This is a genomic window from Alicyclobacillus sp. SP_1, assembly GCF_024706985.1.
In the GTDB taxonomy this organism is placed as follows: Bacteria; Bacillota; Bacilli; order Alicyclobacillales; family Alicyclobacillaceae; genus Alicyclobacillus_I.
This window is the reverse complement of the sequence record NZ_JAMCCX010000028.1, coordinates 21162-46065: the sequence shown is the minus strand read 5'-3', so window position 1 is coordinate 46065 and position 24904 is coordinate 21162. Positions and strand designations below refer to the sequence as shown.

23 protein-coding genes are annotated in these 24904 nt (G+C 47.7%); 7 read left to right on the top strand and 16 right to left on the bottom strand.

Going from position 1 to position 24904, the window contains the following annotated elements; genetic code table 11:
• The first annotated feature begins 154 nt into the window (after nucleotides 1-154).
• A complete protein-coding gene (locus M4I36_RS08465; RefSeq protein ID WP_258111305.1) occupies nucleotides 155-550 on the top strand; it encodes a histidine triad nucleotide-binding protein in 396 nt (131 codons plus the stop codon).
• Here the strand turns inward: M4I36_RS08465 and M4I36_RS08460 are convergent.
• The 7 genes from M4I36_RS08460 to M4I36_RS08430 all read right to left on the bottom strand — a co-directional run bounded on the left by M4I36_RS08460 (nucleotide 547) and on the right by M4I36_RS08430 (nucleotide 8129).
• Nucleotides 547-996 (bottom strand): OsmC family protein, encoded by a 450-nt coding sequence (locus M4I36_RS08460; RefSeq protein ID WP_374985924.1) that lies wholly within the window; start codon nucleotides 994-996, stop codon nucleotides 547-549. The genes M4I36_RS08465 and M4I36_RS08460 overlap by 4 nt on opposite strands.
• A gap of 103 nt (nucleotides 997-1099) precedes the next feature.
• A complete protein-coding gene (locus M4I36_RS08455; protein WP_258111303.1) occupies nucleotides 1100-1489 on the bottom strand; it encodes a cupredoxin domain-containing protein in 390 nt (129 codons plus the stop codon).
• A gap of 93 nt (nucleotides 1490-1582) precedes the next feature.
• Nucleotides 1583-2083, bottom strand: a complete 501-nt coding sequence (locus M4I36_RS08450) for a phosphatase PAP2 family protein (RefSeq protein WP_258111302.1) — start codon at nucleotides 2081-2083, stop codon at nucleotides 1583-1585.
• A gap of 81 nt (nucleotides 2084-2164) precedes the next feature.
• The gene (locus M4I36_RS08445) at nucleotides 2165-3274 is read right to left on the bottom strand and encodes a phospholipase D-like domain-containing protein (RefSeq protein WP_258111301.1); all 1110 of its coding nucleotides are present in this window, start codon (nucleotides 3272-3274) and stop codon (nucleotides 2165-2167) included.
• A 105-nt stretch (nucleotides 3275-3379) separates the two neighbouring features.
• Complete coding sequence (locus M4I36_RS08440; RefSeq protein ID WP_258111300.1) at nucleotides 3380-6601, bottom strand: DNA polymerase III subunit alpha; 3222 nt, start codon at nucleotides 6599-6601, stop codon at nucleotides 3380-3382.
• An 11-nt stretch (nucleotides 6602-6612) separates the two neighbouring features.
• A complete protein-coding gene (locus M4I36_RS08435) occupies nucleotides 6613-6855 on the bottom strand; it encodes a hypothetical protein (protein ID WP_258111299.1) in 243 nt (80 codons plus the stop codon).
• A complete protein-coding gene (locus M4I36_RS08430) occupies nucleotides 6852-8129 on the bottom strand; it encodes a DNA polymerase Y subunit UmuC family protein (RefSeq protein WP_258111298.1) in 1278 nt (425 codons plus the stop codon). The genes M4I36_RS08435 and M4I36_RS08430 overlap by 4 nt, the downstream gene beginning before the upstream one ends.
• A 268-nt stretch (nucleotides 8130-8397) precedes the next feature.
• Between M4I36_RS08430 and M4I36_RS08425 the strand changes: the two genes are divergently transcribed.
• Nucleotides 8398-8577 carry a hypothetical protein gene (locus tag M4I36_RS08425; RefSeq protein WP_258111297.1) on the top strand — a complete coding sequence of 60 codons (180 nt, stop codon included), beginning with the start codon at nucleotides 8398-8400 and terminating at the stop codon, nucleotides 8575-8577.
• A 91-nt stretch (nucleotides 8578-8668) separates the two neighbouring features.
• Here the strand turns inward: M4I36_RS08425 and M4I36_RS08420 are convergent, their stop codons facing one another.
• Both M4I36_RS08420 and M4I36_RS08415 read right to left on the bottom strand, forming a co-directional pair.
• Nucleotides 8669-9415, bottom strand: a complete 747-nt coding sequence (locus M4I36_RS08420) for a hypothetical protein (RefSeq protein ID WP_258111296.1) — start codon at nucleotides 9413-9415, stop codon at nucleotides 8669-8671.
• A complete protein-coding gene (locus M4I36_RS08415; protein WP_258111295.1) occupies nucleotides 9415-12420 on the bottom strand; it encodes a DEAD/DEAH box helicase in 3006 nt (1001 codons plus the stop codon). The genes M4I36_RS08420 and M4I36_RS08415 overlap by 1 nt, the downstream gene beginning before the upstream one ends.
• 220 nt (nucleotides 12421-12640) lie before the next feature.
• Here M4I36_RS08415 and M4I36_RS08410 point away from each other — a divergent pair, with 220 nt between their 5' ends.
• The 3 genes from M4I36_RS08410 to M4I36_RS08400 are packed head-to-tail and all read left to right on the top strand — an operon-like array spanning nucleotide 12641 to nucleotide 13761.
• A complete protein-coding gene (locus M4I36_RS08410) occupies nucleotides 12641-12970 on the top strand; it encodes a YtrH family sporulation protein (RefSeq protein WP_258111294.1) in 330 nt (109 codons plus the stop codon).
• Between the two features lies 1 nt (nucleotide 12971).
• Nucleotides 12972-13421, top strand: a complete 450-nt coding sequence (locus M4I36_RS08405) for a sporulation membrane protein YtrI (protein ID WP_258111293.1) — start codon at nucleotides 12972-12974, stop codon at nucleotides 13419-13421.
• Between the two features lie 22 nt (nucleotides 13422-13443).
• A complete protein-coding gene (locus M4I36_RS08400; protein WP_258111292.1) occupies nucleotides 13444-13761 on the top strand; it encodes a YfhH family protein in 318 nt (105 codons plus the stop codon).
• On the opposite strand, the gene M4I36_RS08395 is transcribed toward M4I36_RS08400, so the two are convergent.
• Genes M4I36_RS08395 through M4I36_RS08385 form a run of 3 tightly spaced genes read right to left on the bottom strand, consistent with a single transcriptional unit; the run spans nucleotide 13758 to nucleotide 16395 of the window.
• Entirely contained in the window at nucleotides 13758-14858 is a 1101-nt protein-coding gene (locus tag M4I36_RS08395; protein WP_258111291.1) for a M24 family metallopeptidase, read from the bottom strand. The two genes, M4I36_RS08400 and M4I36_RS08395, sit on opposite strands and share 4 nt — an antisense overlap.
• Before the next feature lie 13 nt (nucleotides 14859-14871).
• Nucleotides 14872-15555, bottom strand: coding sequence for a flavin reductase family protein (locus M4I36_RS08390; RefSeq protein WP_308661150.1), 684 nt, complete (start codon nucleotides 15553-15555; stop codon nucleotides 14872-14874).
• 54 nt (nucleotides 15556-15609) lie between these two features.
• Nucleotides 15610-16395: an enoyl-CoA hydratase/isomerase family protein gene (locus tag M4I36_RS08385; protein WP_258111290.1), complete on the bottom strand. Its 786-nt coding sequence runs from the start codon at nucleotides 16393-16395 to the stop codon at nucleotides 15610-15612.
• A gap of 479 nt (nucleotides 16396-16874) precedes the next feature.
• Here M4I36_RS08385 and M4I36_RS08380 point away from each other — a divergent pair, with 479 nt between their 5' ends.
• Entirely contained in the window at nucleotides 16875-18488 is a 1614-nt protein-coding gene (locus M4I36_RS08380; protein ID WP_258111289.1) for an APC family permease, read from the top strand.
• 149 nt (nucleotides 18489-18637) lie between these two features.
• On the opposite strand, the gene M4I36_RS08375 is transcribed toward M4I36_RS08380, so the two are convergent.
• The 4 genes from M4I36_RS08375 to M4I36_RS08360 form a co-directional block, all read right to left on the bottom strand.
• Nucleotides 18638-19552 carry a proline dehydrogenase gene (locus M4I36_RS08375; protein ID WP_258111288.1) on the bottom strand — a complete coding sequence of 305 codons (915 nt, stop codon included), beginning with the start codon at nucleotides 19550-19552 and terminating at the stop codon, nucleotides 18638-18640.
• Between the two features lie 83 nt (nucleotides 19553-19635).
• Entirely contained in the window at nucleotides 19636-20574 is a 939-nt protein-coding gene (locus tag M4I36_RS08370) for a 4-hydroxy-3-methylbut-2-enyl diphosphate reductase (protein ID WP_258111287.1), read from the bottom strand.
• Nucleotides 20575-20669: 95 nt separating this feature from the next.
• Complete coding sequence (locus M4I36_RS08365; protein ID WP_258111286.1) at nucleotides 20670-22190, bottom strand: nicotinate phosphoribosyltransferase; 1521 nt, start codon at nucleotides 22188-22190, stop codon at nucleotides 20670-20672.
• 10 nt (nucleotides 22191-22200) lie between these two features.
• Nucleotides 22201-23121: an inositol monophosphatase family protein gene (locus tag M4I36_RS08360; protein WP_258111285.1), complete on the bottom strand. Its 921-nt coding sequence runs from the start codon at nucleotides 23119-23121 to the stop codon at nucleotides 22201-22203.
• A 175-nt stretch (nucleotides 23122-23296) separates the two neighbouring features.
• Between M4I36_RS08360 and M4I36_RS08355 the strand changes: the two genes are divergently transcribed.
• Complete coding sequence (locus M4I36_RS08355; protein ID WP_258111284.1) at nucleotides 23297-24835, top strand: class II fumarate hydratase; 1539 nt, start codon at nucleotides 23297-23299, stop codon at nucleotides 24833-24835.
• Nucleotides 24836-24904 lie beyond the last annotated feature (69 nt).

The following is a 24904-nucleotide window of genomic DNA, read 5'->3' as shown; positions in this document are numbered from 1 at the left end:
GGCACGAGAAACGGTAGTACTTCACAGAAAGTCTCAAAAGTAACGCTATCTCCGCCGAAAGCTCATTCCGCCTGCGCGATACTGCGTAGGCGATACTGCGTAGCGTATAAAACAAGCATCCTCTATAATAGAGAGGAGCTTGTGCGAGCCCAAAATGAATCTTACAGTTGAAGTTGAAAAGACCACAGGCCATGCGGAGGTGATTATCACGGACTGCCTTTTTTGTGAAATGGTTGAAGGAACCATACCTTGCGACAAAGTTTTTGAAAATGACTTTGTCCTAGCTTTTCGCGACATTCGACCGCAAGCTCCTGTGCACATCTTGGTTATTCCCAAGATACATATCCCTTCCGCCCAGGCACTGACTCCGGAGTATGGACAGTCCGTTTCAGAAATTTGGCTGTGCATCCCACAGATTGCGCAACAAGAACAGATAGATGCAAATGGCTATCGAGTGGTTACCAATGTTGGTCATCACGGTCAGCAAACGGTTGCCCATTTGCACTTTCACTTGCTCGGTGGTCGGCAACTCGGGTGGCCTCCCGGTTAATCCGGGAGACCTTCCTCTACCACATCCAGGGGAGCAACTTCCTTCCCGTTCAACACGAGATGTGGAATAATGGATGCGTTTAGAGACGCGCTCGCTGAGCAATATTTTTCTTCACTGAGATGAATGGCTCGCCAAGCTTTTGCAGGCTGGAGGTCCCCTTCCAAGTGATATGTCAGGTGAATTTCCGTGAACGACTGCGGACGCTCGTCACGGCGCTGGCCAACAGCCTCAATTTTCATATGCGAGAGTGGTTGCCGCATTCTCTCCAAAATCATGCTGATATCAATTCCTGTGCAACCTACGAGTCCCATCAATAAAAGTTCCATGGGTCGATTGCCTTGACCTGTTCCCCCGTCTTGTCTTCCTGCATCCATATAAACGGTATTTCCAGATGGTCCTTCCGCCTGAAAATGACGAGAGCCGAGCCACTTTGCCTCCACTTTCATGTCCAACGCAATACCTCCTCACTAGTCTCATCTTACTTCAGTGCCATGTTGAGAGCCAGAGGTGACGACAGAATTGTTCTTGATTCCTCATAACCAACCAGAATCATTTTGAGGAGTGCTCAGGAGGAGAGACTCGTAACACTCCTCTTAATCCTGCCTCCGGTTGTCCACCCGCATCAGAATAAAATGGAAAGGCCCCGGATTTTTCTGGAGAAAAGGAAACATCTGTAGAAGTTCCAGGGGGCAAATTGGAAGTAAATACATAAAAGGCAGGGACGACAAAATTATGAACCTTGCCCCCCTCGTTGACGATATGCAAATGCAATGGCTGTGACCGTGTGGCTTGAATGATTGCTGGCCGTATCGTTGCGTCACGAAGCACAATCTGGACAGAAGTTGCGTCATTTGCCTGTAGAGGAATACCACCGATAGGCCAAATTCCTATGGTAGCAAGAGACATCGACAAGACACTGGCAAGGCCAATTTCCAACAAGTACGAATCACACCTTTCTGTTACCCATACGATGGTCAAGAAAAGCATAATTCATGTATTACGCATCCCGACTCGGTCCATTTTCGACAAGTGCTAGACCACAAAGATACACCAACTAAAAAACAGGGCCACACACATTCCGACCGATAGTCCAGCAATAATGTCCGTAACAAAGTGAAGACCCACGTACATTCGCGAAATAACCAACAAAAGAGCTAACGCGAACAGAATTACCCAGTAATCGGAAACGAACAGAAACGGGACAGCTAGAGCAAAAGCGCCCGTCGCGTGATTACTCGGAAACGAGTCTCCCCGCTCGTGAGAGACGAGCGGGGAAAAAGACATCGCTTCGAAAGGGCGCAGTCGTTGAATCAGTCGTCCGACTGGCTCGTTGGTAACCCTACCGATAAAAGCGCTGAAAATAGAAATACCAGCAGCTATCCAAACACTCGACATCTGGACATGATGTGCTCCAAATCCGAGCGTGAATAGAAAGATGACCACAAGCATCAACGTTGGATTCCACTCGGCAACAACCATCATCCAAGCATCGAAAAAAACGAACTTTCCCCACTGATGGGTAAGCCATTCCATGAAGCGATGATCCAACACTTCCGTGCAACTTCGGGACAAACCGGCCCGTAAGGTCCGAGCAAAACCACCCTGGTGCAAATGCTACCATCCGCCTTCTTTAGTATGTCTCCTCGATGTAGCGCTATCTGTTCCGCGACCCATCTGCTCATCTAAATTTTCCTCCAGAGAATGAGCAAATTCGGGCATATTACGCAGTTCTACATCCGCTTCGTGATTTTTAAGATAAGCCTGATGACTGAAATTTGCACTCCCAATCAAAAAGATTTCCCCTCCATCAACATCCAAAATTTTAGCATGCATCAGTTCACCCGCATAGGGTCGATAGTATCGAACAACGGCACCCGTATCGAGCAACGAACGTGCTGGCTTGCGACTAAAGTACTCTGTAGGGTCGAGCAATATCTTCACTGAAACACCCCGTGTCAACGCCTCACGAAGTGCGTCTACCACACCTCGGTCAGATAGATCAAATGCTTCCATATTGATAGAATGTCTTGCACTTTGAATCGCTTGAATCACGGCAGGTTCAATCGAGCGGTCATATAACAAAAGCGGAGCCGTGACAGGAGCTTCAGCAGGAATACCCGTTGCTCTAGATTCGTCCCACAGAAACAAGGATTCAAATTGGCGCCCAGCATTAGGAAAATAGACAGAGGCATCGTTATTTTGCCACGAGTGTGCTCCAAAATTCATGCCACCGATCAAAACATGATTGCCGCATATCAGCATTTTAATATGAGATATGCCGCCAGGAATGTCGAGTACGGATACAGGAATACCAGCGTCCCGCAATGTAGGAATAGCGACCCTTTGAGAGTGCACTTCAGTCGCATCCACAATGACTTGAACCGAGACTCCGCGGCGCTTTGCTGATATGAGAGCCTGCATAATATCTGAGTCTGACAGTTCATACATGTCTAAATAGCAAAAAGAGGAGGCGGAATTTATCATCTGCAATGCCTGCGACTTAATGTTTTCTCCCCATTCCAAGGTCTTGCCAGCCTCGGAAACATTAGAAATAAGCGTATCTGAGGAAGACTGCGGTGACGAACATCCGCTCACCGTACATATTGTCAAAAACACTGCAAGAAGACTAGTGACTTTAGATATTCTTTTCATAACTCCAGAATGTACTTGAGTGGACAAAGGAAGCCTCACTTTACGACTGGCCAGACGTGAAAATTTGCGCACTGATACATTCCACAAACGCCCTTCGCCACCTGTTTACAATACGATCATTTCCACAATTTAATTGAATTTAAGCATGAACATGTTCCATTCAACATTTCTTGATACTCATATTTCTGAACCTCTCATTAAGGTCCATATGGTCGACACCATGACATTCGGTCGATTCCCCCCTCTCCTCTGCAAAATCCCTCTCAATCCAACCATTCGACCGCGAGGAGTGAACAAAACCCCTCCGGATTTTTGATATACCGAATGAAACATCGTTGCATCAACAATCCCTGTCTCATCTTCTACCGTAAAGAAAACCACAGTCTGCCCGCTCTTCGTCGGTGGCCGATGTGGTCTGACCACAAGCCCTGCAATTTGAACCATAGCCCCATCCCCTAAAGAATCCAGAGACTCTATGAACAAGTACCCTCGCCCTGCTAATTTGGGTCGATACAGTGTCATCCAATGACCTGAAAAGCCATTTCCCAACAAGCTGTACTCATCAAGAATTTGTATTTCTGAATTTTTTACAGCAATCTCTTCGTTGTGAGTTGCACTATCACTCCATGCAACTTTTTCCCCAATATTTTCCTGTATGTACCTTTCGTCAACTGGCACCATAGCTTTGTTCAGCCGTCCCAATGGAGACATATTCCACTCACGATAAGCCAGCCACTCTGGCAATTTCCAGAGAATTTCTTCGCGAGTTTTCCTCATCACACCATCAAATGCTCCTGCTCGAATCATGTTTTCCAACATCCACCGATTGATTTCAGGAACTCTCTGTATAAAATCTTGGACACCTGCAAACCGACCGCTTGCATTACGAATTCTGACAATCTGCTCCGAAAGTGCTCTAGGCATTCCTTTGAGTTGCATCCACCCAAATCGAACAGTAGTTTGATTTGTCGCCATACATTCACATTCACTCTCATTAACATCCAGTCCCAAAACTGCTACTCCACGGCGTTTAGCCTCCGAGCAGAGCACATGAATCGGATAATAGCCCATTGGAGATTGATTAATGATCGACGCAAAAAATTCCGCCGGGTAATGCTTCACTAAGTAGGCAGTCTTGTACGCCAGTGTCCCAAAAGCTGCAGCGTGAGCTTCGCAAAAGCCATAGCCTGCATAGCCTTGAACGTAATGAAATATGTCTTCTGCCGTCTTCACATCTACCCCCGATTGAACTGCTCTATCTATAAATGTTTCACCTATCTTTTTGATTTCATGGGCGGATCTCGCCTTGCTCATGACGCGTCTCAATTGATCTGCCTCTCCTGGTGTAAAATGTGCAATGGCTGTAGCGATTTCAATCACTTGTTCTTGAAAGAGGACAACCCCATAAGTTTTTCTTAAGATGGGTTCCAACTTTGGATGAAGATACAATATAGGAGATTTGCCGTGCCGACGTTCTAAAAACGGATCGACCATATTGCCTTGAATTGGGCCCGGACGAATGAGCGCAACACTCGCAATAATGTCCTCCATACGATCCGCCCGAAGTCTGCTCTGCAATGCTCTTTGTGCGGGACTTTCCAATTGAAACACGCCAATGGTTTCCCCTTGTCGAATCATCTCAAACGTTGGCTCGTCGTCTAATGGGATCTTTCCAAAATCGATTTGTCCAGAGGTTACTTCGCTAAGCTTTACAGTTCCTTCCACGGCGGAGAGTGTACGAAGAGAAAGTAAATCCAATTTCATCAAACCCACTGCCTCTACACCCTCTTTATCGAAGGCCGTCATCCACTCTCCTTTCCCAGAGGGTTGGAGAGACGTGAATTCATACAATGGCTTAGCACTGATGACAACCCCACCAACATGCATCCCAAAATGCCTGGGAAAACCAGCGATTTGACTTGCCATATTCCATAACAGCTGAACCTGTTTGTAGAAGGCAGAATACGCTCTCAATTCCGGAACATTTTGAAGCAGCGACTCCAATCCATCGGCACTTGCCATACCAGGAATTCTTTTTGCCAAATCATCGATGAAAGCTTCTGGCAAACCAAGAGCAGCACCAATGGCCCGAACTGCCATCCGCCCCCGGAATGTTTGATAAGTAGCAATTCTCGCCACCCGCTCAAATCCGTATGAATCGTAAACATATTGCATCAATTCGTCTCGTCTGTCCGCCTCGACATCGACATCAATATCGGGACGTTCAGCGCGTTCTATGCTTAAAAAGCGTTCAAACAGTAAGCCTCTCGAAATAGAATCAACATCGGTAATGAAAAGACAGAAAGCCACCGCCGAGTCAGCTGCAGAACCTCTTCCCGAGCAGCGAATTCCTTTGGAGCGAGCAAATCTCACGACATCCCATACAATCAAGAAATAATCTTCATAGCCTAAGTTTTGTATAATTTCTAATTCGTATTCCAGCCGAAAGCGTATCTTATCTGTCAACGTGCTATAACGCTCTTGGGCTCCTTGATACACCAATTCTTTTAAGGACAGCTGTTGATGACTAGAGCTGCATTTCGAAAACTCAGGAAAGGTCGTTTCTCCAATTCTAAGAACTACTTCACACATTTCCGATATTTTATAAGTGTTACTTATAGCTTCTGGATATTCGGAAAACCGATGACACGCTTCCTCGGAGGAATACAACCATTGACGATCATTCAGTGGACGAATTGCGCTCGGCACCCACACGTGCTGAGGTACACCCATGCAGCGTAATAAATCATGAATAGGGTAATCGTGCCGGTCGACATAATGGACATTTCCGGTCGCACATAGAGGAACCCCCACATGTTCTGAAAGGTGTTTCATAAGTGCTAACAAAACATGCTCTCCAGGAAACCCATTGCATTGCATTTCCAGATAAATATTTTCTGCAAAATGTTTTTTTAACCACGCCATCCACTCCTCAGCGTCTCGATATCTCTTAGCTAGCAAAAGTTGCACCAATCGACTACGCCGACACCCTGTCAAAACAATCAAACCTTCTTTATTTTGAAACAATGACTCCATGGTAACGTACGGATTCTTTCGTTTGGACAAACTCACTTTCCTGTAGACTGAATTTATGTTCCAAGGCGCAGGTCCTCCATAAGCGGAGGTTAATATTTTACACAAATTCGAATACCCACTTTTATTCTTTGCAATGACTGTAATATGGGAACCATCTTCTAAAGTCAATTCTGCCCCCGAAATCGGCTTAATTCCATATATATTACACCACTGGTGAAATTCAGGTAATCCAGTAATGGTGTTGTGATCCGTCAGAGCCAAGGACGACATTCCATGCAAAGCAGCTGTCGCAACCAACGATTCAATTCGTGCTGCACCATCAAAAAACGAATAGATAGAATGACAATGCAAGTGAATGAACATCTGTTTCCCTCTCAATCCCATATTCGATAAATAGACCAAATGCCGTCTACGCACTCGATATCCATCCACTGCAATTCAGAGGTCTCAATGCGTATCATTCGACGCGTTCCTTCACCTTCCCACCAAGCCCCCATTTCCCACCATTCGTCTATGATGCGTTCCACCAAATGTTGTTCTTTACCATCCCAAAACGACTTTGGTCTCTCTCTATTCCATTCTGTCACGGCGATGGAGCGAGTGACGATTCGACTCATATCTCTTGCAGTACAGAATGAAACAACAACTCTCGATACGAAGGTCGAATCCCCTTGTGTAGTTTTCCAGGAAAACGTTTTTCTATATTGTCAATCGCAAAACAAAGATTCTCTTTATAAAATTTTTCTTCAACTTGAATGGAATGCAAACAACTTTGAAGACCTGATTCCCGTGAAAAATCTGGTATCGACAATTTTAAGCGCTCCAATGTCGTTCCTCGGATTTTAGACAAACAACTTTTTATTTGAGGCAGAAGGATATCCGCTTGAGATGTTGGATTTTTTAAATGAATTTCAAAGCACCCGGAAGCAGCATTCGATTTCCATGATATTAAAACTCTCTGAGCAAAAACTTCCCTCCGCAGAAGTTCCCGAGAAGCCCGTTGGCATATCCGCCCGATAATGCTAAGAGCATGCTCCATAGTAGGCTCTTCAAACATCGTAGCTTCCCAAGAAAAATGAAGCTGATTCGTTGGGTAATTGACGTGTATTCTCCCGGAATGCGATAGCCAACCGAGCAATTCCGTTGAAAAATCTGAACCAAACTGACTTTTTACATCTGCAATCGGATGAGACAATAACTGCCCCAGTCGATGAATTCCTAAAGAGCGCAGACGCACCCTGTCTGACTCACTCAATCTCGACAGAGCATGAAGAGGAAAATGTAGAAACCATTCCGGAATGGATACGGACTCTGGACAAAACAACCTCCTGCTAGAGTGGCATTCCCTTGATTTACTTTCAGACTTATCAGCTTCTTTAGAATCGGACGACCTTAATAACCCTGGAGAGACCAAAAACAAATTGCCATTCAAATACTTCTCCAATGAATTGGGTATTTTTTCATGAGATCTCCACCATAGCATCGAGCGCGCTAAAGATGCCGTCTCTGCTAAAGAAACTACAACTCGCTGCTGACTGGTTAGTAAAGCACAGATCTCTTTAAAAATATCTAATGATTCCTTCAATGGCGGTTTTTTTCCAGACAATTCGGCAGCCAGTGTTCGCCAACCAAATGTTTGAACCCAAGGAGTCCTTTGAAACACCACTCTTCGTATCTTTTCAATCCATTCGTCGGTTGTCTCATCTGCTTCGATATGCTGTAGTTCGGGAACTAACAGCTTCGCTTGGTCAAGTAAAAGCCCCCTTCGAATACCTTTTTTATACGCAAGCACGGTCCAATCAACTACCTGACGATAGCGAATGGCTACACAACTCCCGTGGCAATTCGGTAACATCCACCCTTGGCCATGTACGTAAAGTCCATAACGCATATTTTACCCCCCTAAACAAGAACGTGTGTTCTTTTATTATATACGATTTGCAGCAAAATACAAACGTATGTTCTTTTTTGTTTTGTAAATTCTGGGATGAGGATACTCTTGAAGGAGGCCTCGCTGGTCATCGAACAATCATTACTGACCAAACGTCCGTTGAGCATCAATATCCAGAACTAAAGGAGTGCACTCAAATGGAGACCACTTGACGAGACACTACCATCCGAAGTACTTTTGTGAGGAGTAGGAAAGGAGGTTTACAAACATGGGCATTGGTTTTGTCGTCACCATTGTACTCTTGGCTATTGTCCTCGGCATTTTTTCCAAACAAGCATTGAAGACTCCAGACAACAAGTCCTCTCGTTTCACTGCAGCTGACTCATCCACTGTATTTATCGAGGAAACAGACGAAGAATCGGACGAAAACCGTACTCCAGCCATTTAAAGTCTCTAAATTCAAAGAACACGAATTCGTGAATTAAAACTCAATCGCCACTGGAAATCCACAGGACACCACCGTAGGTAGCTCATTCCCACTATCTCGAAGATGAAAAATCCGTATTCTTTAAGAGGTTGCTCCAATATTCCATCTTTGTGGAATCTAATACGGGAGCAAATCGTCTCCCTGACTGACTAACAGAACTTGAAATTTCTTTTTCGTTGAACTTGCCGATGGAGATTTGCTCACAAAGTTCTTCCTTTGCATCCTGTTGGTTCTGCACATGTCGATGGGCCGACCAGTATTTTTGTGCAATAGAATGAATGGAGTCTAGCAAAGTCAACGGATTGCATCCAAGCCATTGTAAAGACAATAAAGGATTTTCCTCCATATCCCACATAACCTTCAACAGAGCAGAGACGACGTGTCGACAAAGCGGATCGACATCAGCACACGTACAACTAGCTGTTTGTTTCCAATCGAGGACAATGGACTCCGTTGGAAATACGGCAACGTTTATTGCGGAAATATGTTGCAAAAAAATTTCGTCCCACTCCCCAGAAATCAGGCTGGCAAGCCAATCAGGATGCTGCGCCAGCCATCGCGCGATGACCGAACTCACTGGTCTCCAATCCGAAATAGCGCGTAACTGAAACGCTTCTATGCGCCGGACACTGGAGGTATTCGAACATTCCCCCTGCCAGTATCCATCAACGAATTTCATATGCACGATATCTCCTTGTCGTGCCGAAGTTCTCGCTCTGCGCAGTCTGCCTGGCTCTACTGCTGACAAAAAAGGCTTCCACATAGCTTCTACAGTCCACACTTTTGAACGACGACGCATCACGCATCCTCCTCTATTTCCACGCTGGCATCCAGTTGAAATAATTCGCGAAGCATATGATTGTCCAATTCCGTCACCCAAGCTTCCGATGTTCCTACCACGGATTGAGATAACTCTCTCTTTGCAGATAAAAGTTCATCGATCCGTTCTTCTAACGTCCCCGCACAAATTAATTTGTGAACTTGAACATCTCTCGTCTGCCCCATTCGAAAAGCACGATCTGTAGCTTGATCTTCTACTGCAGGATTCCACCATCGATCGAAATGGAACACGTGATTAGCCCTTGTCAAATTCAAGCCAACCCCACCTGCACGGAGTGATAGAACAAAAAACGGCGATACTTCTGCACCATGTTGATAGGCATGCACCATCTCTCCGCGCATGCGGGCAGAAAGTCCTCCATGTAGAAAAAGTGGTTTCTGACCAAAGCGCAATTCGATGGCTTCCGTCAATAGATGTCCCATCTCTCGAAATTGCGTAAAGATGAGCGCAGCATCTAGATTAGAATCGACTTCATCCAGCAACTCCAGAAGAAGCTTCAATTTCCCAGAACGACTGATGTCTAGTTTTCCACCTGCAACCAATCCGGGATAGTCACAAATTTGTTTCAGACGCACCAGTGAAGCGAGAATCTGGCCACGTCGTGACATATCTGTGGAATTTTCCAGATGTCCAAAAAGCCTATCTACTACGGACTGGTACAACGCAGCCTGCTCGACGGTAAGCGAAGCGTATGACCTCGTCTCCCATTTTTCAGGAAGTTCCATTCGTATCGACGGTTCCGACTTTCTACGTCGCAACAGAACAGGCTTCAACAGGGCACGAAGTCGATGACCAGCAGGATGGCTTGCATCTTCTCCTATAGGCAACTCAAATTGATTTCTAAACCAGCTTTGTGTTCCGAGGTATCCTGGATTGACGAAAGACAAAATTGACCAGAGTTCCTCCAGACGATTCTCAACAGGCGTGCCTGTCAAAGCGATACGATGCTTTGCAGTCAGTCGCATGGCTGCCTTCGATTGCTTCGTTTGAATGTTTTTGATGTTTTGTGCTTCATCGACGACCACTACGTCAAAGTTCAGATTCGTCAACTGTTCTTCATCCCGAACCAAAATGGCATACGTCGTAAGAATAATGTCCACCTTTGACAATGCTTCTTCTAATACGCTCCAGCCACTTTCTTGAACATCGTTCCGATTCGGACCATGATGAAGGTGTACACGCAGTTCCGGAGCAAACCGAGCCAGTTCTGACCTCCAATTTTGAATCAATGAGGTGGGACACACCAATAAATGGGGTGCCTCATTGAGTCGTTGTTCATGAATGTATTGCAAATAAGCGATCACTTGAACAGTCTTACCCAACCCCATGTCATCTGCCAAACAAGCTCCGCAGTGCAAATTGCGCAAGTGGACCATCCATGAAAATCCGAGTTTTTGATACGGCCGCAATTCTCCAACAAAACCTTGTGGCGTATTGACCTCTGGCGGGCTTCCAGCACTTATCATCGAACGAATCAGTTGCTCTGCTTCTCTCGCATCCTCTGTATATGAGAAATCCACTGAAAGGTCATCCGTCGCTTCTTGAAGCAACAAGCTTCGGGACAAGCGCAAAGCCGATATGGAATGACTTTCTGTCGACAATCCTAATCCAATAGACTCCATTTTACGCAAAATATCACCTAAAGAAACCAGTTTCCATGAACCGTTTATCTCCACTAAATTTTGTTTCTCAGCAACCATGTCCATAAACTGCTCTTGTGTTAATTCCTGATTGTCGATAACTACCGTCCAGTCGAACTCTACCAACGGAATGCTTGCCAATCGCCCAGACGAGATGCTACTTCGGGGCATAGAAGACTCTCTACGGAACTTGCTCGATTTGACTTGTACGCGAATTTTCACGTCAGCCGGCGCATCCGACCATGCTGGTGTTTGGACTGAAAATCCAGCCGCATGCAGCTTTGGCAGTGACTCCTCCATCCACTCCATCAAACCTTTTGCCGCTAATTCGGCAGAAACAGGTACCGGATGATGCAGTGATTCAGCAATGGCAGTATCCATTCGAGATGCTACCAACAACCGCTCCAATATCCATACATCCGCCCCAACTAAAATATCCGAACCCGTTCTTAAGCAGCGTATTTCACTGTTCCACCAAGCACCTAGAGGAATACGCGTTCCAAAGTACCGATGAACCAATTCGTACTTCAATGTCCATGGATTCGTTGCTACTTCCGGGGCACAAAGAGAAAAACCCAATTGATAAAACGTCTTGCCAGTCCAATCCGTCAGGTCAGGAGAAATCCATCCGGTCGCAGTTAATTCCTGGCGTAGAGCTCGACCAATAAGCCACCCATCCGCAGCAAATTCTTGCTTCCTGCTTTTTTTCAATGCATGGAACCATGCCTTCAAAATCTCCTCTTCTCCACGGTACAGAACTCGATAAGACGGCTTTGCCACCGCTTCGTTCATTTCCAGGACCTCGTTGCACAGCTGGTCCATCCAAATGGAAATCCAGTCCGTCACGAGACTATCCACTACAGTTGCCGTCTCTTCGACAGAAGAAATATCGAATGTTTTCGTCGTGCTTTCCAAGAAAAGGCTTACCAACCGTCGACGAATTGCACGGAAGGAGGGATTGCTCCAGGCTGGTAACCACATAGCGATAAACGGAGAAGGAGTGAACAGCACTGACGGAATGGTATCGTTGGTGGTATCCGACAGCGTCCGGGCCATCTTTTGCACTTCTAACGAAGATAGATGACTCGGGGCCGCAAACCCGATGACATCTCCTGTTTGTACCATTTCAAAAGCCAATACAGCAGATTCATACAGCCAATCCGGTGCTCCTGGCTTCAAAGCACTTGGAGACTCAGAAAAAATCTCCTGCAAACATTCTTCTAGCGATACACACTGCTCGCTAAGATGACCAGATACAGAACTTTCCCTCATAAGAATTCCGATGTCCCGACAAGTGATGGCTGGGATATAACGCAGATTCACCCCTGTACAAGCACCTGTACGGAAATCGTTCATTTGCCGCGTAGCCATCCCGACCTCTCTGTGAAAGCTGATTTCTCCATCATATCATGAGCTTGCTACTCTGTCAGGCGAGTGAGACAATGCTCACTTCGAACGATTTCTATAGTCTAGTCTTTCGTATCCATTCGTACAGATAAAGGGACAGGCGTCGATTTCGAAAACACACAAAGGTTGGATGCACATGTCCATCATTGCGACTTGGATTGTAGACTTCTTCATTTCTATGGGGCTCGTCGTCGGAGGAAGTTTGTTTGGAGGGCTCGCGACCGTATTAACTCATACTCGCCCACCTATGACAACAATGCTTAATCTTGCTGGACAATTGAAGATTTGGGCGATGGTAGCCACTCTAGGCGGCACTATGGATACGTTGCGCGTTCTGGAAGTGAGCCTGTTTGGTTTGGACCTAGGTCCACTGGCACGTCAGGCCACCTACTTATTTGCAGCGTTGCTTGGATGTCAAGCTGGCTTCCTGCTGATTAAGTGGCTTGCTGGAAGCGAGGTCTTTTGAAATGGACCGTAAAGCGGTATCTCTCTATCTGCTCGGCGCACTGTCGGGAGCCATTGCGATGTTCACTATTCAAGGGCAGGAGTTAAACCGCTTGTATCTTGTGTCCGCAAAGTCTAACATCATCATAGAAGATTTGAAGGCGGAGAATGCACGGCTATATGTTCAACTGCACAATCCATCTCAGACATTGATTGAAACTATCCGCGTGGAGTGTACGGTTGCGGGAGGAAATGAACGAGTTGCAGAAGCGGGATCGAAATATGCAAAAGAGCAACTTGCGTTTCTGATTGGCCGCGAATTGGACGTGCTTCTCCGTCATCCAGAAATCCCTGAACAGATACTGAACGGTCAACTCTTCACCGCCGACGGCCGAAATTATCGCCTTCGAGTCCAATTGGTCGTCCTCGGAGAAACCTTGTACGTGCGAATTCGAGCGAATCCAATTCCATGAATCCTATAAAGGAGGCCGAACCTTGGCTCTCTACAGCGAAATGACTCTCGATGAATTAAAAGAAGAAATGAAAAGCCTCCAAGAATTAGGAAGGAACGCATTAGAGGACAAACGCTGGAATGAGTATGAAATACATATGACGAAATGGTATTTGGCCAAGTCTTATGAAATTCTTCCTTCGCACTCCATTGAAGTGGGGCGACGCTATGCTATTGCAGAAGAGGAGCAAGAGTACTTTACCGTCACCGGATTAGAAGGAATCATGGCTTGGGGATTTCGAGAGTCGACTGGTGAGACCGACTCTCTGCCCATTGCTCGTCTCGAAGAGGCCCCCAATTAGACCTTAAGAATAACCTGCTCTAAGTCTTTTGGCGCCGCATTGAGAACATCGCTTCCATCTGGAGCGATGGCGACCAAGTCTTCAATACGAATTCCAAACTGCCCTGGAATATAAATCCCTGGTTCTACACTCAGCACCATACCTGGCTGTAGAACTTCCAGATTACCCTCTACTACAAACGGATCTTCATGAATATCGAGTCCTACTCCATGCCCAGTCCGGTGTGTGAAGTACTTGCCGTACCCCGCTTCCTCAATCACTCGCCGGACTGCCCGGTCGACCGACTGCAACGTCGCTCCAGGGCGAGCAGCAGAAATACCTTCCTTTTGAGCGGCGAGCAGGACTTTATAAACTCTCACCATCTCGTCTGTCGGCTCGCCAAGAAGGTATGTCCTCGTGATGTCGCTGCAATAATGTTCGTAAATTCCACCAGTATCGACAATGACTGTTGAGGCTACAAGAGGTGATGTATCTGGTTCATGATGCGGAGCAGAGCTGTTCACACCACTGGCAACGATGGCTGGAAAAGACATGCCGGAAGCTCCTGCTTCTTGCCACAAATCGGCGAGGCGATTGGCAATTGCCCGCTCTGTTTGACCGACGCAGAGATGAGTTTTGATGGCCTGTACCACTTCGTCTGCCAGATGAGACGCATGGGCAAGTGACGCCATTTCAGCTACGGACTTGCGCGACCGTAGAAATGCCGCATGCTGCTGTAGTGGCATGCAGTGAAGATTTTTCCCTGCCTCTTGCAGCCCCAAGAGATGAGCCGCACTCCAGGCACCATCTACTGCCACCCTTCCTGTAGGTCCGAGCAAAGACATCAACATAAGATAAGGGTCGTCACCGTCTCGATAGAAAGAAGTTGAGACATATGCTTTCTCGACTTCTCGTTGAAACATTTCATGAGCAATGAACATGGCATCCCCATTTTCTTTTAGCACCAACGCTGCCATCCGTTCTCCAGTCTCAAGCCAAACCCCCGCAAAATAAAACAGATTGGCCGGCGACGTAATAATCGCTCCGTGAATCTGCTGACCGACGAAACGCTGACACAGAGCCTTTCTGCGCACCTCTGTCTCTTCGAAACTAGGCACTTTTCATCTCTCCTTATAGGGTGGGTCTCTTTAATTCGAACAAATCTGTAGCACGAGCATATGTATCACCAGCCATCCGTGCAACGGGTGCAAGTTCCTCCAAAATAATTTTACCTTCCCGATAAACCGAATCTTCTACATGCATTCGCACCACTTCACCCAATACTAGCGCGCCAGCTCCAGCTCCACTTCCAAACTTTAGAATATTAACTTTTTTACATTCCATCTGAATTTTACTCTCCGCCACTCTTGGCGGCTTCACCACCACACTTGCAATCGGAGTAAGTTTTGCAACATCAAATTCATCCACTTCAAAGTCATACTCCGGAGCTGTTCGATTCATCTGCTCAACAATCGACTCTGACACAATATTGACTACAAACTCGTCGGTTTCTTCGATGTTTTTCAGCGTATCTTTCGGCCCTCCATTCGCCGTTTTGAACATTGGTGCAAAGGATATGATAAATGGCTTAGGGCAGACACCATTGAAAAAGGAAAATGCCGCTAAATTCCGAATTCCCTCTCGACTCTCTGTCGAGACAAATGCAATCGGTCGAGGAACAATGGACCCTATAAGCAATTTGTAATTTTCAATCCAGGACTGACCTTGTGGATTCAATTCCATTGGAAGATTACCTCCCTCAACGAGTTTTTCATCCCCTAATTGCCGGACATGCTGGTTCATCGATCCGGTCATCGGCAACTCTTGACAGTTCAACCCTTAAGCACTCATTTCCGAGGCGCTCGCCATTCAACGCCCTCGATATATAGGCTTCCTCTTCTCCGAGAATGCTTGCATACCCTCCGCTACATCTTCCGTAGCAAAACAGGCTTTGATAGATGTAAACTCCTGTCGCAATTGAGACCGCAGGTCTGTGTCAAAGCTCGCGTGGAGAAGTCGCTTGGTGTATGTCAAAGCAAGGGGTGCCTGGTCCGCGATGTCATATGCAATCCTTAGTACATGCGGCATAAACTCCCCATCCGCATAGACTTCATCCACCAGCCCAGCCTGCTCTGCTTCAAAAGCAGCAATGTCTTGACCTGTAAACAGCCACTTGGCGGCGCGATTGGGACCGACTAAGCGCGGCAAAAAATAACTCATCCCCGCATCAGGTGACAATGCTCTCCGTATATACCCTGTGGTCACACGAGCTGACGCTGCCATGTATCTCATGTCCGCTGCGAGCGCCAGCGATAATCCTGCACCTGCCGCAATGCCGTTCATCGCCGCTATCACAGGCTTGTCGCATTCGGAAATCGCCAAGGCAAGACGCCCAACCCATCCATATTCGTCGAGCGCTTGAAACCGCGAGGATTGTTCTCCAATGGAGTCGACCGTTGTTAAGTCCAGCCCACTACAAAATCCTTTCCCGGCTCCGTTCAGCACAACAACGCGAACTTCATCGTCTTCAGATGCCATATGGAACGCTCGTATTAGTGCAGAGGACAGTTCTTCGTTGAGAGAATTTAAGCTCTTCGGGCGGTTCATGGTCATTAACTGAACTCCGCGAATGGTCTCGATTTCTAGAACAGGCATGAAAAATACCTCCTTCTGGCCATTCTTCTTTTCATTAAACCATGGCAATGCTTCAACGTAAATGTAGAGGACCGCAACTGGCAGGTATTTTCACGGCATGCATACCATGCACAAAACCTCTGTAAGCTATTTTCTCAACGTATAATTGACAGAGAAAATAAAACGTTTGATTTATTGACACATCGCCATTAAAATAAAGAACATCCATTCCGCATACAGTCTAATATTCCGAACATTTGCGGCAAGGATTTTGTCGAAAGGAGGAAAATAGATTCGACGAGAAGCGCCGCACCCAAAAAGTCATTTGAAGTAATAGGTCGTTGGAGAATGTGTTGCGCAGACATCGAGACTCTCGATTTTGACGAACGATTGGTTTCTGAACTTATTTTATTCGTAGTGCAGAAATTTCCGTGTGTGCTCTCAGAAAGAAACAAAGGTATCAGCAGACACAAGAGAAGACCATGAAAGGAGTTTTGCGGGTGAGTAACAAAGAAGGCTTAAAGCGAGAACTTTCCCTTCTTGACCTGACGATGGCCTCCCTTGGCGGCATCATTGGCTCAGGCTGGCTTTTTGGAGCACTTTACGCGGCACAAGATGCGGGTCCATCCTCCATTTTATCCTGGATTATTGGAGGCATCGCCGTTCTATTGATTGGCTTTGTCTACGCAGAATTGGGTTCTATGTTACCGGAATCCGGCTCCATCGTCCGCTATCCTCACTATACGCATGGCCACCTTACAAGCTTTATCATGGGCTGGGCCGCGTGGATTGCATACTCATCCGTTCCAGCGGTCGAAGCAGAAGGAGTCATGCAGTACGCTTCTCACTGGTTGCCAGGTTTATGGAACTCAAAAACAAGTCTTTTGACGGGAGAAGGCTTGCTCTTAGCTGCCATCCTGATGTTCGTCTTTTTCCTCATCAACTACTTTGGTGTCCGGATTTTTGCCAAAGTCAACACCTTCGTCACCATCCTTAAGTTCATCATGCCAGCGGCTACAATCATCATCTTTTTCATAGTGGGATTGCATTGGAGTAACCTGAGCCACTTTGGAGGATTTGCTCCCGATGGTAGCTCCGGTGTCTTGGTTGCTATCGCCACTTCCGGTGTGGTCTTTTCTTACCTTGGATTTCGTCAGGCCGTCGATTTGGCTGGAGAAGCTCGGAATCCACAGCGTGATGTGCCAAGAGCACTCATCATATCGATCATCATTGGCATTTTGCTCTACGTACTTCTGCAGTTGGTTTTCGTTGCCGGTGCACCGGCCAGTGGATTGTCAAAAGGCTGGGCAAACCTGAATTTCAGTGCACCATTTGCTCAGGTAGCCATCAGCCTGAATTTAGGTTGGTTCGCCATCTTGCTCTATGCAGATGCCGTTCTCTCTCCTGCTGGTACAGGAAATGTCTACATTGCATCGACAACACGCGTTCTCTACGCATTGTCAAAAAACCGTTATTTCCCGCGGTTTCTTGGAAAGGTAGATAAGCGCACCGGTATCCCCGTGGGAGCCCTCATTGTGGCTTTCTTGTTAGGGCTCATCTTCCTTTTACCCTTTCCGTCATGGCAGTCGTTGGTTGGATTGGTATCGTCCGCAACCGTCTTCACTTACATCATAGGCCCTGTGGCGTTGGCCGTCATGCGGAAAACTGTGCCGAACGCACACCGACCGTATCGACTCGGTGGTTCTAAAGTTATCGCGCCGATTGCATTCATCATTGGCTCTCTGATTGTCTACTGGACCGGTTGGAAAACCGACTGGAAATTGCTCGTTGCAATTCTCATCGGTATTGTGCTTTACTTCATCTTCTCGCTCATCATGCCCAAACAAATTGAGCGGCCCACAGGGCAGTCCTTGAAGTCTGGTATTTGGTTAATCGTCTACTTACTCTTCATGTTTGCGATGGTCTATCTCGGTTCAGCCAAACTGGGCGAATTGACGGGAATCATCCACTATCCTTGGGACATGGTCGTCGTCATTGTGGGCAGCATCATCTTCTATTACTGGGGTGTGGCGAGCGGCTACAGCACTACCTATTTGACCGACCAGTTGGCGTCGCTCGAAGAAGGAAATGCATCGACTGTTACCACAACCTGATAAGTTGTCATTTTCGATAGCAACTCGCAGACGGAAAATCGTGCAGTATACAGCGGCAAGCATTGTCAAGAAGAGGTCCGGGAAACCATCCCGGACCTCTTCTTGATTGACCTGATGAATCATTTCTTCTCGACTCAAGAGCACATTTTTTAGTGCACCATGCCTCGCAGTACAAAACTGACATTCGCTGGCCGTTCTGCCAGTCGACGCATGAAATATCCATACCAATCGTTTCCGTAAGGCACGTAAATCCGAACAGGATGACCTTCTGAGACCAATTGTTGTTGTAGATTCGCGCGGATTCCATACAACATTTGAAATTCGTACTTGTCCGGAGCTATCTGATGATTCGCGATATACTCTTTGGCGTGATGAATAATTTTTTCATCGTGTGTTGCTATGGCAGTAAATCCCGACGACAGCAGGTGAGCTTCCATCATTTTAATATAATTTGAATCTACATCTGCCTTATCGGGAAATGCTACTTTCTCCGATTCTTTGTAGGCTCCCTTGACAAGTCTCAAAGAAGCACCTTCCCCAGCCAAGCGGAGAACATCATCCAAACTGCGATAGAGGTAGGCTTGAATGACGGTCATGACATTCGGATAGTCCTTTCGTAATTCATCAAAAATATCCAAAGTCACCTGGCAGCGGGTTTCATCTTCCATATCAATGTTGACGACAATACCATAGGCAAGAGCTACATCCAAAATGCTCCGCATATTTTCCATGCATAGGTCACGGCTGATATCTAAACCGACTTGCGTCATCTTAAGCGACAACGTGGACAGAACCTCGTGCTCGTGAATAGCTTTCAAAGCCTCAATGCAGTCAGTCGCGGACTGTCTCGCCTCAGCTTCATCTGCAACAAACTCACCCAGATGGTCAAGCGTGGCAGTCATCCCTATACTGTTTAATTCTTTCACAGCCTGCATGGCATCAGGAATTGTCTCCCCCGCCACAAAACGCTGCGCTCCTAGTCGCAAACCATACCGTTTCGCCCAGCGGTTCGCAGATTGATTTTTGGCCAAGGTCAAGAAGAAGGACCGAAGCATCTCTTCCATTAATAAATCCCCCAGTGATATACCTCAGAATAAATGACTATTTGAACAGCACACCAATTTACGCAACCGCCCACAGTCTCAAGTTAAGACCGAACGGCAGGTAAAATGCGATTCAAATCAACCCTACTGGATGGCTGAACGGTCGTCCCATCTTCCGGACGATAACGTTCAAGAAACTCAATCACTTCTTTGGTGATTGCTGTTGGAGTGGAAGCCCCCGAGGTCACCGCAACCGTAGCAATACCCTCGAGCCACTGAAGATTGAGCTCCCCGATATCCGCAATTCGATAGGCTTTTACATGAGCAATTTCTTCCGAAACTTGTGCCAGACGGTTGGAGTTATTGCTGCGCGGATCACCGACAACTAGGCACAAGTCTGCTTCCGCCACTTGTTCCGCCACGGCCGTCTGACGAAGTTGCGTTGCCATGCAAATTTCATTGTGCACTTCGGCCTGAGGATACTTAGCAACAATTTTGTCGATGAGCCCTTGCGTGTCCCATTGGCTCATCGTGGTCTGGTTGGTGACGACGATCTTATCACCCCACAAGTGCAGCTCCGCAACATCCTGTTCATTTTCTACAAGATGCACGCGATGTGGCGCCACTCCCATCGCTCCCTCTGGCTCCGGATGCCCCTTCCGTCCTATATATACGATGTCATAGCCAGCCGACACTTTTTCCTCAATCAGTCGATGCGTTTTGGTTACATCCGGACAGGTAGCATCTAAAACGTGCAATCCACGGGCTTTCGCTTTGACTTTTACCTCCGGTGAGACTCCATGTGCAGTGAAAATGACTGTCCCAGATGAAATCTTCTCCAAAAGTTCAAGTCGATTTGCTCCATCAAGTGTCTGAATTCCCAACTCGCGGAACGCTTCGACCACATGCGCATTGTGCACAATCATGCCAAGAATATAAATAGGACGAGGCAGTGACGCGTCATCTGCGGCTTGCCGCGCCAAAACCATCGCATCGACAACGCCGTAGCAATACCCTCGCGGACTGACCTTCAAAACCCGCATTGGTCCAAACTCCTCTCTCTGACGCAATCCTATGTTTCAACCCTTTTGCTCGTTCAATTGGAACGGTTCATATCTCTCTTACCGATGCAGATATACTACGCACGAACTTCACTAAGCAAGTCTTGTTTTAAGTCCCACAATTTCTTCGACAGATCTACATGATATTCGTGAGGGTTCACATGACGCAACGTCTCTGATGAAAATTGCTGCAACCCTCGCTCCACATGCGTTCGAATTTCTCGCAAATCCGGTAAAACATAAACAAGCTCCCCTGCTCGTACAATCGGTTGCAATAAATTTTCTATTTGAAAATCGACGATCGTCTTACGTTTATACGTGTGAACTGGATGAAACACCGTGAGTTGCTTACTGCCATCGAACTCTTCTTCATCGAGCGCAATCAAGTCTGCCACCGCTTTACCCTCTTTCGATAAGCGGAGCACCTTTTTCTTCCCTGGATTAGTCACTTTTTCTGGATTCTCGGAAATTTTGATGCAAGGAGTCCACCTGCCTTCTACTTCGTGCGCTACTAATTTGTAGACGCCACCGAGGGCAGGACAGTCATAGGACGTAATGAGGCTAGTTCCAACACCGTAACTCGTAATTTCCGCACCTTGCAGGGCCAATTCCCGAATAGTCCATTCATCTAAATCGGAAGAAGCAACAATCCCGCAATCGGTCAGTCCAGCCGCATCCAGCATCTTGCGAGCACGCTTCGACAGATACGCTAAGTCACCGCTGTCGATGCGGATAGCGTGTAGTTTCTTCCCCTTTTCTTTCAACTCTCGACCGACGACAATGGCATTTTGTATCCCACTATTCAAGACATCGTAAGTGTCCACGAGCAGTACCGTATGGTCTGGAAACGTGTCTGCATAAGCCCTAAAAGCCTCAAGTTCTGAAGGGAAGCTCTGAATCCAACTGTGTCCCTGCGTCCCTGATACAGGAATACCAAACGACTGGCCCGCCAGTACATTGCTCGTTGACGTACATCCACCAATGAAGGCAGCACGCGCACCAAATACAGCCGCATCAACATTTTGTGCTCTGCGCAGACCCATCTCAATGACCGGAGCTTCAGGGGACTTCGGGTTGGACTTAGCAGCGTCAACAATCCTCTGCGCTTTCGTGGCAATGAGACTCTGATGGTTAACAAACGATAGAACCGCAGATTCAATCAACTGAACTTCGAACATCGGCCCCTCAAAGCGCAGAAGTGGCTCTCCTGGGAAAACAATGGTCCCTTCCGGTACCGCATACAAGTCTCCGCTGAAGTGAAAGTGATGTAGAGCTTGTAGGAAGTCTTCTCCAAACAGACCTAATGAGCGAAGGTAATCGAGATCTTCTAAAGAAAACTGCACATGCTGCAAATACCATACGACCTGTTCCAGTCCCGCTGCAACAACGTACCCATTGCCACAAGGATTCTTTCGATAAAACATATCAAACACCACACGCTGCTCATGGCGCCCCGCACGAAAATGTCCATACATCATAGTCAATTGGTATAAATCTGTTAATAATTCCGTCGGGCGGTTACGGTATACCGGCAGACCGGAGATCTCTAAAATGCGTTCGGTCGCCTTGCGCGCGACAAGAGAAGACGGTTCTTTCAATGTCTACACCTCAACGATGCTCGCTCGCCGAATTTTCAGCGGTCATGAACGTTTGCAATACAGAACGAATATCCGATGCCAACATCTCGTGACTGGCTGCCACCACGTGGCGCGAACGAAGCGAAAATGAATTTCCTTCAGAATCCTGAACAATGCCACCAGCCATCTGTATCAAAAACACGCCAGCAGCCAAGTCCCATGAATTTAAGTCAAACTCCCAAAATGCGTCCAATCTGCCTGCAGCGACATAGGCAAGGTGCAACGCAGCCGCACCTAACGCACGAAAGCTTTTCACCTGACAAGCGATCTCAGTTGCCGCTTCGGTCAACCGGCGCTGCGGCGCTATCCGGACAGGCATACCCGTCGCCACGACCGCATGCTGGAATACTTCTACATCCGACACATGCATTGCCTGACCAGGCAATGTTTCTAATTCAGACGCGCTTTCTATTTGCAGCCAACGCTCCACTGCGACACGTTTGGCCAGAAATGCTCCCTCGCCTTCCAGTGCAAAAAAGACTTCCTCCCGGTACGGGTCGTAGACACATCCGAATGTCACTTTACCTGCCCGTGCACAGGCAATCGAGACCACAGACAAAGGAATCGAAGAGACAAAATTCGTGGTGCCATCCAACGGATCGACAATCCACAATGAGTCCGCATCCCAAACGGCATCAATGGCTGTGGTAGACGCTTCGCGACCGGGACCGACACTTTCTTCACCGAGTATTGTGTCCCGAGGAAACTCCGCTTGAATCATCTCACGAATCAATTGCTCACAGAGTCCATCCACCTCTGTCACCACATCGGACAGAGAGGTCTTCGTCCGCACTTGCAACTCCGACCCGAGCCGGGATGAAAACGTCTGACCTGCTGCGAGAGCGGCCCTCAAGCCGACCTTCAGACAGCGGCGCCGTTCTTTCAGTTCCACGCCATTCCCTCCTCTGCACTCCGACTGAGAGCCGACCAAACTGTCCCGCCCTGATTTTTGCACTGCTCTTTCATCCATGTACAGCATAACACACAGATCCATCGGAGACGGTATGGTAAAAGCTCACACAGACGAAACTGGAAACGAACGCACGCCAAGGAAAGGAGCTCTCTCTGTGCCACCGAACACTCGCACGGTCCACGACTCACTCGGAACCCTTCAAGTTCCAGCAGATGCATACTACGGTGCTCAAACCGCTCGAGCCATGTACAACTTTCCTATTAGCGGACTCCATTTCCCACACCAGTTCATTCAGGCTCAAGCACTGATTAAATGGGCCGCGGCCAAAGCTCACCGGGAACTTGGGGTCATGCAAGGACTGGTGTCGGATGCCATCTGCCAAGCTGCCGACGAAGTCATTGCTGGACGCTTTTCCAACTGGTTTCCAATCGACATCTATCAAGCGGGCGCTGGAACTTCGCAAAATATGAATGTCAATGAAGTTATTGCCACCCGTGCTACCGAAATTCTTCACAACTCGGGCGCGACAGGCGACGATATCCATCCGAACGACCATGTCAACCAATCTCAATCCACCAACGATACTTTTCATGCCGCCATCAACATCGCCGGAGTCGATGCTTTAGCGACCCAACTCGACCCATCTCTCGCAGAATTGGAGAAAGCACTCGCGCGCCTTGCAACTGAGACGGAGAATGTCATCAAGTCTGGACGCACTCATTTACAGGATGCAGTCCCGATGCGTCTGGGCGATGAATTTCTCGGGTATGCCGAAAACATCCGACGTCAGCGTCGATGGCTGGAACAGGCCGCATCTCAACTGCTCTTTCTCGGACTGGGTGGAAATGCAGTGGGCACTGGCATCAACACACCTCCAGGGTTTGGTGGACTAGCGATTCACTTTCTTGCACAGCGCACCGGTTATGCCTTCACTCTGGCACCGAATGCCTTCACTTTCAATCAGAACCCGGACGAAGTCGTCTACGTGAGTGGCGTTTTGCGCTCCGTTGCCGGGGCGCTTGGAAGAATCGCCAACGATTTGAGGCTGCTCTCCTCCGGTCCGCGAACCGGTCTAGGAGAGTTAGAGTTTCCTGCTGTTCAACCCGGATCTTCCATAATGCCTGGTAAGGTCAACCCAGTCCTTGCGGAAATGCTGAACATGGTTGTATTTCAGGTCAACGGTTGCTGTCAAACAGTTAGCGATGCTGGTGGAGCCGGACAACTGGAGCTGAATGTGATGATGCCCGTTATGACCTCTAATTTTCTCCATGCAATCCACATTCTCGCTAATGCCACTCGTCAATTTTCCCGTCTCGCACTTCAGGATTTGCACATAAACGTGACCGCATGTCGACAACACGCAGAGACTTCTCTCTCCCTGGCGACGGCTCTCAACACGGCCATTGGCTATGAATCGGCTGCAAAAGTCGTCAAACACGCTCTGGAAAACCATCTGTCACTGCTTGACGCCTGCCGTCAACTCGGGGTGGAAGAAGCGACCGCTGTCCGCGCACTTGACGTAGACCACCTTGCCCGCCCCGTTTCGCAACACTGGCCTCCGTTCGAAAGTAAGCAGACATCGGTTCCAATGAGCGGTTCAGGGACAGGCGCGCAAGAGCCTCTTGGCTCGCCGATTGTGGGCCTTGCCGCCTCTACCAGGCCAAAGCAGACTGCTACCGAGGGCAATGACTAATGTCTGAGAAGAGCACCTGTCGTCGCCTGAAGTCGTGTCTGCAGCACTAAGGACATCCCGTCACTCCAC